Genomic DNA, 15,514 nt, shown 5'->3' with positions numbered 1-15,514 from the left:
CGACCTGGTTCACGAGCCGCCGCGGAGGCGGCCGGACTTGACCCACAGCCGGGCCGCGGCCGCGACGCCGGCGACGCTGACCGCCGCGAGCGTGCAGGCCAGGGCCCGCTGCCCGGTCGAGAAGTCCTTGGAGCGCAGCGAGTCGACGGCGACGAGGATCTGCACGCCGAAGGTGAGGGCGGCGAACGTGCCGACGATGACCTCGGCGGAGAACTGCGGGTCGAAGACGCGGTCGACCATCGTGCGGTGCCGCAGCACGGTCACGTCGCGCTGCCCGGGGGCGAGGTGCGTCCGCTCCGGCTCGACCCGCTCGAACAGCGCGGCCCGGATGCGTTTGATGTCGCGGTCGCACGCTTCGAGGGCGACGCCGAGCTTCCGCACGCTGGTGAAGATGAGACACGTGATCATGAACAGCACCGCGGCCATGATCGTCAGCCCGGTGGCCGCCGTCGGCCAGTCCGCCGCGCGGGCGCCGAAGGCCACGAGAAATCCCACGACCGCGACCAGCAGGGTGAAGAAGAACCCGAGGAACTGGTTGCGCTCCTGCTCGATGTGGCGGTAGTGCAGCCAGTGCTGCTGCCCCTCGTAGACGAGCGCGTTGGCCAGCAGCGTCTCCCGCTCGGACTCGCTCAACCCCACGCACCACTGTGCCCGCGGTACGGCCCGGGCGGCCTCCCCCGCGGCGGGCGAGGATCGCCGGGCCGGGCGGCTCCGGGCGGGGCACATCCCGCACCACGAACGTCCCCGCCGCGGCCAGTATCACCTGGGCCATGCCGCCCCTCCTGCGGGTATCCGGCACCGCACTACCCGCGATGGCCGGCGGCAACCAAGGCTCCCTCCGGTGTTTCGGCCGCCCCGCGGTGGTTAGTCGGTGCCGGACAACCGATGTGGGAAGGACAGATCATGGGTGAGCGGGACACGGTGCTGCGTTCCATGCACGACGCGGGCCTCGCCGCGTGGTTCGGCGGATCGTTGATGGGCGCGGTCGGGCTGAACGGCGCCGCGGCGAAGGTGGAAGACCCGAGGCAGCGGCTGGCGGTGTCGTCGGTCGGCTGGGACCGGTGGGCGCCGGTGAACCTGGCCGCGATCGGCAGCCACCTCGTCGGCGCCGCGGGCATCTTCGTCGGTGAACGGGGCCGGGTCGCCGGGCAGCGCGGCGTGGGCACGATGAGTGCGGTGAAGACGGCACTGACGGTGGCGGCGCTCGGTGCGACCGCCTACAGCCGCCGTCTGGGCATGCGGTTGGAAGACGCGGCGACGGTACCGGTGGAAGGTGTGACCGAACCTTCGGCGCAGACGCCACCGGCGGTGCGTCAGGTGCAGCGCCGCCAGCGCGTCGCGCAGTGGACGGTGCCGGCCCTGACCGGCGCGCTCATCGCGGTGACGGCCCTGGCCGGGGAGCAGCAGAAGCCCCGCTCGGTCGCCCGCGGTGTCGCCCGCCGGCTCCGTGGCGTGCTCCGGCCGGCCGCCTGAGCCTCAGCGGACCAGCAGGCCGGTGTCGGTCGCGGCGAGGTGGCTCAGCGCCTCGCCCGGCCGCAGCGGCGGCAGCAGCGGCAGGTCGCCGGGGTGGTCGCGGAGGACCTTGATGGCGTGGCGGGCCGGTACGGTGCCGGTCGGGTAGCGGCGCGCGCAGCGGCCGTCGACGACGCCGCGGCGGGTGGCGAACGCGGCCGCCGCCCGCCAGCTGTACAGCGGGGCCGTACTGGGCCGGTGCGCGCCCGGCGGCTCCGGCAGCGCCTCGATCGACGTGAACGGCTCGCTGCCGGCCAGCCACCAGCACAGCTCCTGCACGGCGTCCCAGGTCGGCTCCCGGCACCAGTACGGCACCAGCCCGGCCCGCAGCACGTTCCACGGGTCGACGAGCCGGCCGCACTCCACCACGAGCCGGTTGCCGGTGCGGCCACCGGCGCGCAGCCAGCGGCGGTACAGGTCGGCGACGGCCGCGCTGAACGCGCCCGCGGTGGGGTAGAGCACCTCGTGCACGGTCAGCCGGTGGCGCCGGCCGGCGTCGAACAGCGCCCGGATCGTGGCCGGGTCGATCTGCCGCGGGCCGTGCACCAGCACGACGGTCCCGCCGGCCGCCCCGTGTCCGCTCAGCGCCGCGGGCCAGCCGGAGTCCAGCGGCCGCCACGGCATCCCGAGGGCCACCGCGAGGTGCACGGCCGAGCCGTGGGCGGCGCCGAGCACCACGCCGCGGCTGCGCTCGCGCGGCTGGCCGGCGGCCCGGTCCAAAGCGTCGGTCGCGGCCCGGGCGAAAACGTTCACGATCGGCGGCGGGATCAACGCTCGCCCCCTCCGCGGATCGATGTTCATAGCGTGCCTGGCGCTCCAACTTCCCGCCCGCCGCCCGATGAAACCGAGCGGGCCGATGGCGGTGGCCGCGGCGGCGTGCATACTTGCGGGAGCGGGCCCCGCCGTTCGGCAGCGAGCGGACGCGGCCGGCATCGTTCGACGGAGACGCCCCCATGGCGCTTGATCGATTCCCGAAGTCCCTGCGGTCCGGCGACGACGTCGCCCTGCTCGAGGTCCGCATTCGGCCGGAGCGGCCGGCACCGGATGACGGCGTGACCTGTGTCGCGGTCGCCGGCGAGATCGACCAGCTGACCGCGGCCAGCCTGCATGCGGCATTCGCGGCGGTACTGCACGAGCCCGCGCCCGAGCGCGTCGAGCTGGACCTGGCCGAGGTGACGTTCATCGAGTCGACCGGCGTGCGGACGCTGCTGACCGGGGCCGTCATGGCCCAGCGGGCCGGCTGCGACCTGCGGGTCGTGCGCTCCTCCCCCGTCGTGCACCGGATTCTGCGCATCTGCGGGCTGCTCGACGTCCTCGGCGCCGACACGGACGCGGAGCTGTCGACTCCCGCCCGGGTCGGCAGCTGAGGACCCGCTCCCGGCCGGGGCGCATGGTCGGCGGCGCCCGGGGTAGGTGCTCACCCGAGCGTCATTGCCGGACCCCTGCCCCGCCGGAGCTGCCGATGCCCGACCCACGCGCCGAACTCGCGTCCCGGATGGACCGCCTGGCCGGGGAGTTGCACGGCGGCGCCGGGGTGCAGGAGGTGCTGCAGGCCATCGTCGACTCGGCCGTGCGGACGGTGCCGCACGCCGAGCATGCCGGCGTGACCCTCAAGACGGCGCGGCAGGCCACGTTCACGCCCGTCGCCAGCGACGACTTCGTGCGGGCGGTCGACCAGATCCAGTACGACGCCGGCGCCGGGCCGTGCCTGGCCGCGCTGTTCGACGAGCCGCTGGTGCGCATGCCCGACATCGCCGCGGAGACCCGGTGGCCGGGCTTCACCCAGCGCTCGCGGCGGCTGGGGCTGGGCAGCATGCTGTCGTTCCGGCTGGTGGCCACCGACAGGCAGCACGGCGGGCTCAACCTCTACGCCCACGCGCCCGGCCGCTTCGACGATCTCGACGAGCACATCGGCCTGCTCTTCGCCGCGCACGCCGCGGGCGCCCTCGGCGCGCTGCTGCGCCGTGAGCAGCTGTCCGCCGCGCTGTCCACCCACGACACCATCGGCCAGGCCAAGGGCATCCTCGTGGAGCGGCACCGCATCAGCAGCGAGGCGGCGTTCCAGCTGCTGGTGCGGGCCAGCCAGCACACCAACACGAAGCTCGCCGAGATCGCCGAGCACCCTGGTGCGCACCGGCGAGCTCGCCGGCCCCTGAGATCGCTGTGAGACCGCGCGCACCGTGGGTACCACGAGAGGGGTGGATGCACCGACTCGGAATGTGTGAGGCCGGCTCGTGGCACATCGGTTTGGGGTCCAGGTGGGGCCGGTCGCCGACGGATGCCTGCGCATCGCGGTGACCGGCGAGGTCGACCTGGCGACGAGTGAGGTGCTGTTCGTGGTGGCCGCCGACGCCCTGGCCGGTACGGACGCCGCCCGGGCCGGCACGGTGGAGATCGACGTGTCGGGGGTGACGCTGCTGGCCGCGTCCGGCATCGGCGTGCTGCTGGCGGTGCAGAACCGGGCCCGCGAGCAGGGCATCCCGCTGACGGTCCGGGGCGCTGTCGGACTGTCGCTGGCGGCGCTGGAGATCACCGGCACCCTCAAGCAGCTCGAAGGCGAGGTCGCGCCCGACCAGCCGGACCGGCCCCGCGGGACAACGCGATGATCATCACTGCCGCGTCGTCTGTTTCCCGGCCGCGGGAACTGGCAACCTCATGATCGTGAATTCGCCGCCGCTCGAGCCGATGCCGGACCCGTCCTTGCGGGTGGGCAGTGCCTGGCGGGCCGGGCGCTGGCTGCTGACCGCGGCCGGGGTGCTGGACATCGGCAGCGTCCGGCGGCTGGAGCACATGGTGGTGTCCGGGCTCAACGCCGGGGCCGTCGACGTCGTCGTCGACCTGGCCGGCGTCCGCATCTGCGACGCCGCCGGCATGACGGGGCTGCTGCGGTCCGGGCGCACCTGCACGGCCCTCGGCGGTTCGCTGCGCCTGGCCGCCCCGACGGCCGTGCTCCGCGAGGCGTTCGCGATCGTCGGCCTCGGCCAGGATGTGCCGATGTACACGACCGTCGAGGCGGCCCTCGGCCCCGACGAGGACCGGCGCATCAAGGACTGAGGCGCTCAGTCCCGCCGGTTGCGGCGGACCCGGCGGACCAGCCCGTAGACGGCGACGCCGCCCAGCACCCACGGCACGGCCTGGATCACCGCGTCGATCGGCTGGTGCCCGACGTCCGTGCGGCCCCGGCCCAGCCGCGACGCCCGGCCGTGGTGGGTCACCTCGGCGTGCAGGCCGGTCGGGACGATCGGGTCGGGGTGCCCGCGCAGCGCCGAACGCACCCGGCTCTCGGCCACGTCGACCCGGTCGGCGGCGAGCAGCAGCAGCCAGTGCGCGGCCCGGGCTTCGCTGTAGCGACGGTACGCGTACCTGCGCATGGCACCGGACAGGCCGCGCGGCGGGCAGCTGGTGCCGAAGACCGGCGTGAGCATGGCGTGCTCGATCGAGCGCTCCCGGGGCCACCGCTCCGGCTGGCGCTCCGGGAAGTCCCACGGCGCGCCGCTCAGGCCCGGATCGAACTGCTCCCGCGGTACCGCCGGGCGGTCCTTCGGGTCGAGGTCGGCGCCCCAGCCGGGGATCCGGGCCCGCAGCGCCGCGCTGGACTCGGCGTTGGCGGGCTTGTCGGCGGTGTACGGCATCGGGTCCTCCGGCACTCAGTTCGGCACGATGAGCGGCTTGATGCAGCCGTCGAGCTTGGCCGAGAAGATGTGGTAGCCCTCGGCGATGTGCTCCAGCGGGATGCGGTGCGTGACGATGGCGGCCGGGTCGAGGTAGCCGTTGCGGATGTGCTCGAACAGCCGCGGCCACTGCCGCTTCACCGGGCACTGGTTCATGCGCAGGGTGAGACCCTTGTTCATGGCGTCGCCGAACTTCACCGCGCTGAACATCGGCCCGTAGGCGCCCATCACCGAGATGGTGCCGCCCTTGCGCACGGCGTCGATGGCCCAGTTCAGCGCGACCGGCGAGCCGCCCTGCAGTTTGAGCTTCGCCGCGGTCACGTGCTGCAGCAGGTTGCCGTCGGCCTCGGCGCCGACCGCGTCGATGACCACGTCGGCGCCGAGGTGCCCGGTGGCCCGCTTGAGGAACACGACGATGTCGTCGTGCTCGGTGAAGTTGACGGTCTCGGCGTGCGCGAAGGTGCGGGCCTTGTCCAGCCGGTACTCGAGGTGGTCCACGACGATCACCCGGCCGGCGCCCATCAGCCAGGCCGACTTCGCCGCGTACAGACCGACCGGCCCGGCGCCGAGGACGACCACCACGTCACCTTCGACGATGTCGCCGAGCTGCGCGCCGAAGTAGCCGGTGGCCAGCGCGTCGGTGAGCAGGACGGCGACGTCGTCGTCCATCCAGCCGGGGATGACGCTGGGCCCGACGTCGGCGAACGGCACCCGGACATACTCGGCCTGGCCGCCGTCGTAGCCGCCGCACGTGTGGGAGTACCCGTAGATCCCGCCGACCGCGGTGGCGTTGGGGTTGACGTTGTGGCAGTTGGAGTACAGGCCGCGGGCGCAGAAAAAGCACGAGCCGCAGAACACATTGAACGGCACCATGACCCGGTCGCCGACGCCGACGTTGCGCACCGCCGGACCGACCTCGTCGACGACGCCGACGAACTCGTGCCCGAACGTCATCCCGACGCGGGTGTCGGGCATCATCCCGTGGTACAGGTGCAGGTCCGAGCCGCAGATGGCGGCGCGGGTGACGCGGACGATCGCGTCGTCGGGGTGCTCGATCGCCGGCCGGTCCTTCTCCTCCAGCCGCACCCGGTAGGGGCCCCGGTAGACCATCGCTCGCATACGGCGCCTCCTGGCGATGTGCCCGCTGACTGTCCGACAGTCGGCCGCTACCCGCCAGACCGCCCGTCAAACGGCCCGACGTTCGCGTGGCGTCCGGGCCGCATCGCCGCGTGGCGCTGGCCGGGGCCCAGGCCGTCGCGGGCGGCGAGGGCGTCGGCGACCGCGCCGGTCGTAAAGCCGTACACGCTCTTGTGCAGCACGTCGAGCGCGAGCTCCGCGCGGGGCCAGGTCTGCGGCGGCGCGCCCACCCCGGTGGCGTTCTCCAGGATCTGGTCGCTGCTGAGCCGCACCACGGTGAACATGCCCGACGCGACCGGCCCGCGCAGGCCGGCCTGGGCCATGACGCTGCACAGCACCCCGACGAGGGCGCCCTGCCCGTAGTGCATCGTCAGGTTCAGCCACCGCGGCTGGCGGCCCGGCCGCGCCGGCCGGCCCGTCAGTCGGGCCAGCACCCGGCCCGGCACGTGCGAGTCGGGCCGCCCGGTGAGCCGCTGCTCGGCCTTCTCGGCCACGGTCATGACCGCGGCTCCGGCCAGTCCGGCCACCACACCCTGCCACACCGCTCGCCTCAGCATGTGGGCCCGCATACCCGGCCTCACCCCCGCTACACGAATTGCCGGGCGACGACCGGCGCGTCGCGGCCGGTGCCGGCGGGCGCCCGGTCGCCGCGCTGCTCCTCGTGGTAGTCGGCGTCGACGTTGACCGACCACACGTCGTGGCCGGCGGCGTCGAGGATGTTCTCGACGGCCAACATGGCGGTGAGCATCGAGTGGTCCTGGTTGTTGTACCGGTGCATGCCGTTGCGGCCCACCGGGTGGACGTTGGGCACGGCGGCGGCCAGCCAGTCCCGCACGACGCGGAGGTTCTCGTGGTAGTCGCCGTCGTAGACGGGGTAGGCCTTGGGCATCCGCACGACGAACCCGCGCTCGACGGCGCCGGCTGTCACCAAACCGAGCCGTTCGAGCTCGGCCGTGCCCAGCGCCACGAGGTCGGCGTCCGGCCGCTGCCACAGGTCGTCGCCGGCGAAGACGAAGTACTCCAGCCCGAGGCAGGTCCGGCCGTCGCGGACGAGGTAGGGCGACCACGATCCGAAGTTCTGGATGCGGCCCACCCGCACGCCCGGGTCGTGGACGTAGATCCAGTTATCGGGGAAGGAGAACCGCCGCGGGACGACGAGCGCGACGGTCAGGAAGTCGCGGTGGGTCAGGGCCGCGGCGCTGGCCGGGACCTCGGGCGGGGCCGGCGGGCGCATGGCCAGCACCAGCTCGGCGATCGGCATCGTGGAGACAACGGCGTCGGCGGGCCGCTGCCGCCCACCGGCCTCGACGGCGACGGCGCGGCGCCGCGCGGCATCGCGGTGGATCACCGTGACCGCGGCCCCGGTCTCGATGGTGCCGCCGAGGTCACGGACCCGCTCGGCGCAGCGCTGCCACATCATGCCCGGCCCGAACTTCGGATACTGGAACTTGTCGATCAGGCTCGCGGTGCGGAACCGCTGGACGTTCGGCAGCAGCGCGTTGAGGGCGGCGCGGCCCAGCGACAGGCCCTTGATGCGCTGGGCCGCCCAGTCGGCCGGGAGGCTCGAAGCCGGCACCCCCCACACCTTCTCGGTGTACGTCTTGAAGAACATGCCGTACAGCCGCCGCCCGAAGCGGGCCGTCACCCACCCCTCGAACGTGTCCTGCCGCGCGGGCGGGCGCAGCCGGGCCCGCAGGTACGACGCCACGCAGCGCACCGCCTCGACCGGGCCGAGGTTGCGCAGCGCGTTCGTGGCCCGCAGCGGATAGTCGAAGAGCCGGCCCCGGTACAGGATGCGGCTCATGCGGGGCCGCAGCAGGAAGTCGTCGTCGGGCAGCAGCTCGTGCCACAGCGCCTCGACCTGCGGCACCTTCGTGAAGAAGCGATGTCCGCCGATGTCGAAGCGCCAGCCGTCGCGCTCCGCGGTGCGGCTGATGCCCCCGATGACGTCGTCGGCCTCCAGCACCCGCACCGGCACCCCGCGCCGGGCCAGTTGCAGCGCCGCGGTCAGCCCCGCCGGCCCCGCCCCCACGACGATCACCGTTGTGTGTTGCCCGTCCAGCATTTCCGCCCCCTCGCCGTCCGACGCTTCCGGGTCCCCCACTTGCACGTCGGGCGATCGGTAAACATCAGACGGCCGGAAGTGGGTAGCGGGCATCCGTGCGACTCTCGGCCCACTGGCGGTACGCCATCCTGCTGTTCGTCGTGTCGCAGGCCGCGCTGAGCATCCTCGGCACCCTCGCGCGCCAAGCCTTCGACGCGGCCGGGGGGCCGCCCGCCGGTGAGACGATGATGCGCGCGGACCAGGACGCGGTGTCGTCGCACGGGTGGTACTCGATGTGGTTCGCGTGGGACTCGTTCCAGTACCGCAACCTCGCCGAGGTCCCGTGGGGGCAGTGGGAGCATCTGGGCTTCCCGCTGCTGTACCCGGTGCTCGCAAAGGCGCTCGCCGTCCCGCTCGGCGGCGACACGGAGCTGGCGCTGCTGCTCATCGCCGACGCCGCCTACATCGTCCTGCTGGCCTACCTGTACCGCTGGTCGCTGCTCGTCCTCGGCGAGTCCGCGGACGACGAGGCGGCCCGGCGCACCGCCCGGCTCCTGGTGCTGATGCCGACCGCGTTCCTGTTCCACGCCGCGCTGACCGAGGCGCTGTTCGTGTGCCTCGCCGTGGTCGCGTTCTACCACGCCGAGCGCGGGCAGTGGATCGCCGCCGGCGTCGCGGGCTACTTCCTCGCCCTGAGCCGCTCCGTCGGCTTCCTGGTGGTCATCCCCCTGGTCCTGCTGCTGGTTACCCGGTCCGGGCGCCGGTTCGAGCCGAAAGCCCTGGCCTTGGTACTCGTACCCGCGGGCTGGCTGACCTTCATGGCCTACAGCCGCTGGCGGGTCGGCGACTGGTTCGCGTACCAGGAGGAGCAGCGCCGCGGCTGGGGCATCGAGCTGACCGACCCGCTGTGGACGCTCTGGCACGGGGTGAGCGCGGGCACGCCGCTGGACCGCACGCGCACCTGGTTCGCGGTGGCGGTCCTGGCCCTGGCGGTGGCCGGGGCGTGGCGGCTGCACCCGGCCTACGCGGTGTACACCGTCGTGCTCGTGCTGGCCGCGCTGAGCATCGGGGTGCCGGTGTACCGCAGCCTCCTGCGCTATCTGCTCGTGGCGTTCCCGCTCGCCGCCGTCCTGGCCCGGTGGACGGTGCGCCGGGAGGTGGAGACGGCGCTCACCGCGCTGCTCGCCGTCACGCAGGGCGCGCTGTTCGTGCTCTGGCTGGCGTACTGGACCCACACGATCATTTGAAGCCTTCGCCGGCGCGCTCCCGCCGCAGGTGCTCCTCGGCCCGCACGGCCAGGTCGCCGTCCTCGGCGGCCAGCCCTTCGTACATCGGGCGGACCTGCTCCTCGTCCTGCAGCGGCGGCAGCAGTGGGATCGCCGGGTCGGTCACCGCGTCGATGAGCACCGGCCGGTCCGCGTGCAGGGCCTGCCACCAGGCCTCGTCGACCTCGCCGGGGTCGGTGACCCGCACGCCGCGCAGCCCGAGCAGGTCGGCCCACTGCGCGTAGGGCACGTCGGGCAGCCGCTGCGACTCGGCGAAGCGCGGCTCGCCCTCCATCTCCCGCTGCTCCCAGCTGACCTCGGCCAGGTCACGGTTGTTCAGCACGCAGATGACGAAGCGCGGGTCGGCCCAGTCCCGCCAGCGGGCGGCGACGGTGACGAGCTCGGCCAGGCCGGCCATCTGCATCGCGCCGTCGCCGGTGAGGACCACCACCGGCGCGCCGGGCGCGGCGAGCTTGGCCGCGAGCCCGTAGGGCAGGCCGCAGCCCATGCAGGCGAGGGTGCTGCACAGGTGGGCGGGCACGCCGGCGGGCAGGCGCAGGTGCCGGGCGTACCAGTAGGTCACCGAGCCGACGTCGACGGCCACCCGGGCGTCGGCGGGCAGCCGCCCGGACAGGGCCCGCACGACGTGCTGCGGGTTGACCGGCTCGGCCGCGGCGGCCGCGCGGGCCTCGGCGATGGCGTCCCAGCGGCGCGCCGACTCCTGAACCCGATCCCGCCAGGACCGCCCGGCGCGGGGTTCGATCCGCGTCAGCAGCGCCCGCACCGTCTCCGCGGCGTCACCGGCGAGGGGCACCTCCACCGGGTAGCGCACCCCGAGCCGGCGCCCGTCGATGTCGATCTGGACGGCCCGGGCCTGCCCCGGCGCCGGGTAGAACTCGGTCCACGGGTCGTTGCTGCCGACGATGAGCAGCGTGTCGCAGCCGCGCATGAGTTCGGCGCTGGCGGTCGTGCCGAGGTGGCCCATGACGCCGGTGTGCCACGGGAGGCCCTCGTCGAGGACGGGCTTGCCCAGCAGCGACGCGGTCACCCCGGCGCCGAGACGCTCGGCCAGCTCGGCCACCTCGGCGGCGGCGCCGGCGGCGCCCTGGCCGATGAGGACGGCGACCCGCTCCCCGGCGGCGAGGACCGCCGCGGCCCGGTCGAGGTCCTCGTCGCGGGGCACGACCCGCGGGCGGGGCGAACCGGGCGCGGTCACCATGACGCCGTGCGTGTGCTCCTGCGGGTCGGGCGCGGCCGCCGTCTGCACGTCGTGCGGCAGGATCACGCACGTCGGGCTGCTCGTGGCCAGGGCGATGCGAAACGCCCGGTCGAGCAGCATCGGCACCTGCTGGGGCGTGTGCGCGGTCTGCACGAACTGGGCGCACACGTCGCCGAAGAGCCGCTGCAGGTCGATCTCCTGCTGGTAGGCGCTGCCGAGCACGGTCGACGTCTGCTGCCCGACGATCGCCACGACGGGCTTGGAGTCGAGTTTGGCGTCGTAGAGCCCGTTGAGCAGGTGCACCGCGCCGGGCCCCTGCGTGGCCAGGCACACGCCGACCCCGCCGGTGTACTTCGCGTGCGCGACGGCCATGAACGCGGCCGCCTCCTCGTGCCGGGCCTGCACGAAGTCCGGCTCACCGGCCCGGCGCAGCGCGCCCAGGACGCCGTCGATGCCGTCGCCGGAGTACCCGAACACCCGGGGCACACCCCACGCGTGGAGCCGTTCGACGACGACATCGGAGACGGTCCGCTCAGCCATGCCGCCCCGCTACCCGGCCGCGGCGGCCCGAACCAACGCCGATCGACCAATTTGTCTATCCGGCGGGAGGCCGGGTAGCGGCGGCCCTATCACGACGACGACCGCCGGGCCGATCGGTGGCGACACCTCGACCGATGACGATGTCCGCGGGGCCGGTCCGACCATCGATGGCGGCCGACCGGGCGCCGGGTGCCCGACCGCGAGTTCGACGCCCTGTTCACCGCCGACCGCCCGGTGATCTTCGCCTTCCACGGCCACCCGTGGCTCATCCACCGGCCTGACCGCCGGGTTTGCCGCCGGCCGCGCTGGGTAACGGCGCGGCCGGAGGTGGACATGTCCGGCTGGCCGGTACTGCTCGTGGTGCTCGTCTTCGTCGCGGCCGCCGGTGCCATCTGGGTCGCCGGCATCCAGCTCTCCGCGCAGACCGACGTGCTGTCGACCCGCCTGCACCTGGGCTCCGCGCTGGGCGGGCTCATCCTGCTGGCCGTGGCGACCAACCTGCCCGAGATCGCGATCGTGGGCAGCGCCGCCGTGTCGGGGCAGGTCGGCGTGGCCATCGGCAACATCCTCGGCGGCATCGCGATCCAGACCGTGGTCCTCGTCGCCCTGGACGCGTTCGGGGTGCGCGGGGACCGGCCGCTGACCTACCGCGCGGCGTCGCTGGTGCTCGTGCTCGAGGCCGTCCTGGTCATCGCGGTTCTGGCGGTCGTCGTGGCCGCGAACCGGCTGCCCGCGGGCCTGGTCGCGCTGCGGCTGGCGCCCGGCTCCGTGCTCATCCTGGTGCTGTGGGTGTGCGGGCTGCTCCTGCTGCGCCGGGCCGGCACGTCGCTGCCGTGGCACGAGTCCGGTGAAGCCCCCGACAACCAGGACGTGCCGCGCGGGCACCGTCGCCACCAGCGCGAGCGGGAGGCCACCGGCAGGGGTGTCAGCACCGGCCGGGCCGCGCTGATCTTCGGCGTCGCGGCGCTTGTCACGCTGGGCGCGGGCGTGGTGTTGGAGCGCAGCGGCGACGCCATCGCCGCGCACGCCGGCTTGTCCGGGGTCCTCTTCGGGGCGACGGTCCTGGCCGCCGCCACCTCCCTGCCCGAGCTGTCCACCGGCCTGGCGTCGGTCCGGCACGGCGACTACCAGCTGGCCGTCAGCGACATCCTGGGCGGCAACGCATTCCTGCCCGTGCTGTTCCTGCTGGCCACGGTACTGTCCGGACGGGCGGTCCTGCCGCAGGCGCAGGACACCGACATCTACCTGACCGCGCTGGGCATGCTGCTCACCGTCGTCTACGCCGTCGGGCTGGTCTTCCGGCCGCGGCGGCGCATCGCCCGGCTCGGCGCCGACTCCATCGCGGTGCTCGTGCTGTACCTGCTGGGCATCGCCGGTCTCATCGCGATCGCGAGCGCCTGACCGGAGCTGCCGCAGCGTTGATCGCCGGCCGCCTACCCGGGCCGGGACCACCCACACGGCGATGCGTCAGCCGCGGCCGGACGGGTAGCGGCCGGGCATGACCGTGAACCCGGTTTCGTGGCCGCAGTACCTCGGCGATGTCGTCCATCCGGCCGACAAGCGGACCCTCGTCGAGCACGCCCGGGCGCGGGGCGCCGACGACGATGTCGTGCGGACGCTCGAGAGCCTGCCGGTGGACCGCTTCGACTCCGCGCAGGATGTCCGTGAGGCGTTCGGCCACCGGTGACCACGACGCGGGCGGTGCCGGAAGCGACCGGGGCGCTGCTGCCGGGCGTGGCGAGGATCGCGGTGCTGCGGGCCAACGCTCTCGGCGACTTCCTGTTCGCCACACCCGCGCTGGCGGCGCTGCGGGCGGCGTACCCGGCGGCCGAGGTGACGCTGCTCGGCGCGCCGTGGCACACCCGGTTTCTGCGGGACCGGCCCGGGCCGGTGGACCGGGTCGTCGTCGTGCCGCCGGCGCCGGGCATCCGGGCCGCCGATCCGGGTGAGGCGTGGTCGGCGGCCGATGTGGAACGGTTCCGGGCGGCGGGCCGGGCCGAGCGCTTCGACCTCGGCCTGCAGCTGCACGGCGGCGGCGCGCACTCCACCCCGCTGCTGGCGTCGCTGCGGCCACGGCTGACGGCCGGGCTGCGCGCGCCGGACGCCCCGGCGCTGGACCGGTGGATCCGCTACACCCTGCACCAGCCGGAGGTGTCGCGGTACCTCGAGGCGGTGGCGCTCGTCGGGGCGGCGCCGGTCACGCTGCGCCCGTCGGTGACCGTCGGCGACGCCGACCGGCTCGAGGCGCTCACGGTGGCCGGGGCGCCGGGCCGGCCGCGGGTGGCGCTGCATCCGGGCGCGGCCGACCCGCGGCGGCAGTGGCCGCCCGAGCGGTTCGCCGCGGTCGGGGACGCCGCCGCGGCCCGGGGCGCCGAGGTGTTCGTGACCGGCTCGGCGGCCGAACGCGGCATCGTCGGCGCCGTCACCGCCGGGATGCGGGCGCCGGCCCGGCCTCTCGTCGATCGGCTGTCGGTGGGCGGGCTGGCGGCCCTGTATGTGGGCTGCGCCGTGGTCGTGGCCAATGACACCGGGCCGCTGCACCTGGCCGCGGCCGTCGGCGCCGCGACGGTCGGGCTGTTCTGGGTCGGCAATGCCGTCAACTCCGGCCCGTTCGAGCAGCACCGGCACCGTGCGCTGCTGTCCTGGACGATGTCCTGCCCCCGCTGCGGCGCCGGCCGCACCGCCGAGCTGTATCCGCTGCGCGACAACGGCCCCGGCTGCGACCACGGGGCCGCGGCCGCCGGTCGCCGCGGTGTTGACCTGGCGCGCGACGCTCCGCGGGAGGACCGGATCGCCGCGGGCGGCGCACCCGCCCTCCACCTTCTTCGGCGGCGGGGTGTCCTTGAGCAGGAAGCCGGTGGCGCCGAGCGCGATGGCTGGACCTGAACGCGACCACCGGACCGCTGACGAGTGCCACGATGGGTCTCGGCGACGCCGCGCGGCTGGGGGTCTCGACGCTCGTCTGGGTGTTGATCCCCCTGGCCGCGGGCGCCGCACGAACCGTTCGCCGGGACGTCAGCTGAAGATAGAACGTTCGGTCTTGACCGTTCCGGCCGACGGCGCTACCGTTCGATCAGACAGAACGTTCGTTACACCTCCCGGAGGCCGGCAATGCCCACCAAGATCACCCTGATCATCGACAACCCCGCGGACCCCGAGGCGTTCGAGAAGGTCTACGCCGAGGTGAAGGCGGCCGCGGAGACGTTCCCGGCGCTGCGGCGGGCCGAGTCGGCGAAGGTGTGGCCCAAGGAGGACGGCTCCCCCACGCCCGCATACCGCACCCTCGACCTCTACTTCGACAGCTACGAGGACGCCTCCGCCGCCGTCGCCACCCCGGCCGCCGGCGCGGTCTTCGGCGCCCTCGCGGAGTCGAAGGTGACGTTCACGGGACTGTTCTCCGACATCGAGTAGACGCCGGAGCCGCACACCACAGCGCGCGCCGGGGTCTCAGGACGGCCGGCGCGCGCCGTGGCGCTCGACGAGACCGTCGACGCCGCGCAGGAAGGTCTCGCCGATCAGCACCGGATCGGACAGGCAGCCGGCCGCCATCGCACCGTCGCGGAGCATCACGAAGTGCCGGGCCGCCGCCTCCGCCCCCGTCGCGTCGATGCGGGTCATCAGCGCGGTGACCGTGTCGAGGAACCAGCGCCGGTGCGCGATGACGGCCCGGTGCACGGGGTGCTCCGGGTCCGGGTACTCGGCGACGGCATTGAGGAAGGCGCACCCGCGGAAGCCGGGCGTCCGGATGTCCGCGGCGATCGACGCCGCCACCGCCCGCAGCGCCTCGGCCGGCGGCAGCGTGCCGGCGGCCGTCCCGACCTGGCTGCGAATCCCTTCGTCGACCCGCGTGAGATAGGCCACGACGAGGTCCTCCTTGCCCGGGAAGTGCCGGTAGAGCGTGGCCCGGGTGATCTTCGCGGCGTCGAGGACGCGGTCGACCGGCACCGAGTGGATGCCCTCGGCGTAGAACATCCGCGTCGCCGTGTCGAGCAGCCGTAACCGCGCCTCGGACGGCCGCACCTATGTCTCACCACGTGCCATGGCGACAAGCATAGCGACAGAACGTTCGGTCTTGACAGACCGCCGGCCCCGCGTCATCGTTACGGGAGACAGAACGTTCGTTCTC

General features: G+C 74.0%; 18 protein-coding genes and 1 pseudogene. 11 read left to right on the top strand and 8 right to left on the bottom strand.

Annotation, left to right across the window (positions count from 1 at the left end; all coding sequences use genetic code 11):
- Positions 1–9: 9 nt before the first annotated feature.
- Positions 10–633, bottom strand: a complete 624-nt coding sequence (locus ACIA8L_RS30050; protein ID WP_395909913.1) for a hypothetical protein — start codon at positions 631–633, stop codon at positions 10–12.
- A 270-nt stretch (positions 634–903) separates the two neighbouring features.
- Here ACIA8L_RS30050 and ACIA8L_RS30045 point away from each other — a divergent pair, with 270 nt between their 5' ends.
- Positions 904–1,473 carry a hypothetical protein gene (locus tag ACIA8L_RS30045; RefSeq protein ID WP_395909912.1) on the top strand — a complete coding sequence of 190 codons (570 nt, stop codon included), beginning with the start codon at positions 904–906 and terminating at the stop codon, positions 1,471–1,473.
- A gap of 3 nt (positions 1,474–1,476) precedes the next feature.
- On the opposite strand, the gene ACIA8L_RS30040 is transcribed toward ACIA8L_RS30045, so the two are convergent.
- Positions 1,477–2,265, bottom strand: coding sequence for a hypothetical protein (locus ACIA8L_RS30040; protein ID WP_395909909.1), 789 nt, complete (start codon positions 2,263–2,265; stop codon positions 1,477–1,479).
- Positions 2,266–2,465: 200 nt separating this feature from the next.
- On the opposite strand from ACIA8L_RS30040, the gene ACIA8L_RS30035 reads away from it, so the two are divergent.
- The 4 genes from ACIA8L_RS30035 (at position 2,466) to ACIA8L_RS30020 (ending at position 4,566) form a co-directional block, all read left to right on the top strand.
- Entirely contained in the window at positions 2,466–2,879 is a 414-nt protein-coding gene (locus ACIA8L_RS30035; protein ID WP_395909907.1) for an STAS domain-containing protein, read from the top strand.
- Positions 2,880–2,974: 95 nt separating this feature from the next.
- On the top strand, positions 2,975–3,679 hold the full coding sequence (locus tag ACIA8L_RS30030) for a GAF and ANTAR domain-containing protein (protein ID WP_395909905.1): 705 nt from the start codon (positions 2,975–2,977) through the stop codon (positions 3,677–3,679).
- Between the two features lie 67 nt (positions 3,680–3,746).
- Positions 3,747–4,118, top strand: coding sequence for an STAS domain-containing protein (locus ACIA8L_RS30025; protein WP_395909903.1), 372 nt, complete (start codon positions 3,747–3,749; stop codon positions 4,116–4,118).
- Between the two features lie 55 nt (positions 4,119–4,173).
- On the top strand, positions 4,174–4,566 hold the full coding sequence (locus tag ACIA8L_RS30020) for an STAS domain-containing protein (RefSeq protein ID WP_395909902.1): 393 nt from the start codon (positions 4,174–4,176) through the stop codon (positions 4,564–4,566).
- Between the two features lie 5 nt (positions 4,567–4,571).
- Here the strand turns inward: ACIA8L_RS30020 and ACIA8L_RS30015 are convergent, their stop codons facing one another.
- From ACIA8L_RS30015 to ACIA8L_RS30000, 4 genes are read right to left on the bottom strand one after another with little or no spacing between them, the layout of a single operon-like run.
- Positions 4,572–5,144 (bottom strand): hypothetical protein, encoded by a 573-nt coding sequence (locus ACIA8L_RS30015; protein WP_395909900.1) that lies wholly within the window; start codon positions 5,142–5,144, stop codon positions 4,572–4,574.
- 15 nt (positions 5,145–5,159) lie between these two features.
- On the bottom strand, positions 5,160–6,302 hold the full coding sequence (locus ACIA8L_RS30010) for a zinc-dependent alcohol dehydrogenase (RefSeq protein WP_395909898.1): 1,143 nt from the start codon (positions 6,300–6,302) through the stop codon (positions 5,160–5,162).
- 47 nt (positions 6,303–6,349) lie between these two features.
- Positions 6,350–6,877, bottom strand: coding sequence for a hypothetical protein (locus ACIA8L_RS30005; RefSeq protein ID WP_395909896.1), 528 nt, complete (start codon positions 6,875–6,877; stop codon positions 6,350–6,352).
- Positions 6,878–6,906: 29 nt separating this feature from the next.
- Positions 6,907–8,385, bottom strand: a complete 1,479-nt coding sequence (locus ACIA8L_RS30000; RefSeq protein WP_395909894.1) for an NAD(P)/FAD-dependent oxidoreductase — start codon at positions 8,383–8,385, stop codon at positions 6,907–6,909.
- Positions 8,386–8,480: 95 nt separating this feature from the next.
- Between ACIA8L_RS30000 and ACIA8L_RS29995 the strand changes: the two genes are divergently transcribed.
- Entirely contained in the window at positions 8,481–9,611 is a 1,131-nt protein-coding gene (locus tag ACIA8L_RS29995) for a mannosyltransferase family protein (RefSeq protein ID WP_395909893.1), read from the top strand.
- On the opposite strand, the gene ACIA8L_RS29990 is transcribed toward ACIA8L_RS29995, so the two are convergent.
- Positions 9,604–11,388, bottom strand: a complete 1,785-nt coding sequence (locus tag ACIA8L_RS29990) for a thiamine pyrophosphate-requiring protein (protein WP_395909891.1) — start codon at positions 11,386–11,388, stop codon at positions 9,604–9,606. The two genes, ACIA8L_RS29995 and ACIA8L_RS29990, sit on opposite strands and share 8 nt — an antisense overlap.
- Positions 11,389–11,577: 189 nt before the next feature.
- Between ACIA8L_RS29990 and ACIA8L_RS29985 the strand changes: the two are divergent.
- The 5 genes and pseudogenes from ACIA8L_RS29985 to ACIA8L_RS29965 form a co-directional block, all read left to right on the top strand.
- Positions 11,578–11,664 (top strand): annotated as a pseudogene (locus ACIA8L_RS29985) (hypothetical protein); the annotation flags it as partial.
- Between the two features lie 57 nt (positions 11,665–11,721).
- Positions 11,722–12,789: a sodium:calcium antiporter gene (locus ACIA8L_RS29980; protein WP_395910271.1), complete on the top strand. Its 1,068-nt coding sequence runs from the start codon at positions 11,722–11,724 to the stop codon at positions 12,787–12,789.
- Positions 12,790–12,886: 97 nt separating this feature from the next.
- Positions 12,887–13,075, top strand: a complete 189-nt coding sequence (locus tag ACIA8L_RS29975; RefSeq protein WP_395909889.1) for a DUF2795 domain-containing protein — start codon at positions 12,887–12,889, stop codon at positions 13,073–13,075.
- Positions 13,072–14,274: a glycosyltransferase family 9 protein gene (locus ACIA8L_RS29970; protein WP_395909887.1), complete on the top strand. Its 1,203-nt coding sequence runs from the start codon at positions 13,072–13,074 to the stop codon at positions 14,272–14,274. Before ACIA8L_RS29975 ends, ACIA8L_RS29970 begins: the two co-directional genes overlap by 4 nt.
- A gap of 225 nt (positions 14,275–14,499) precedes the next feature.
- Positions 14,500–14,799, top strand: coding sequence for an EthD family reductase (locus tag ACIA8L_RS29965; protein ID WP_395909885.1), 300 nt, complete (start codon positions 14,500–14,502; stop codon positions 14,797–14,799).
- Between the two features lie 36 nt (positions 14,800–14,835).
- Here ACIA8L_RS29965 and ACIA8L_RS29960 read toward each other — a convergent pair whose 3' ends face one another.
- Entirely contained in the window at positions 14,836–15,408 is a 573-nt protein-coding gene (locus tag ACIA8L_RS29960; protein WP_395909882.1) for a TetR/AcrR family transcriptional regulator, read from the bottom strand.
- Positions 15,409–15,514: the final 106 nt, after the last annotated feature.

Origin of the sequence: Dactylosporangium sp. NPDC051541 (genome assembly GCF_044454505.1) — a bacterium.
Lineage (GTDB): Bacteria > Actinomycetota > Actinomycetes > Mycobacteriales > Micromonosporaceae > Dactylosporangium.
This window is presented reverse-complemented; position numbering and strand designations above follow the sequence as displayed.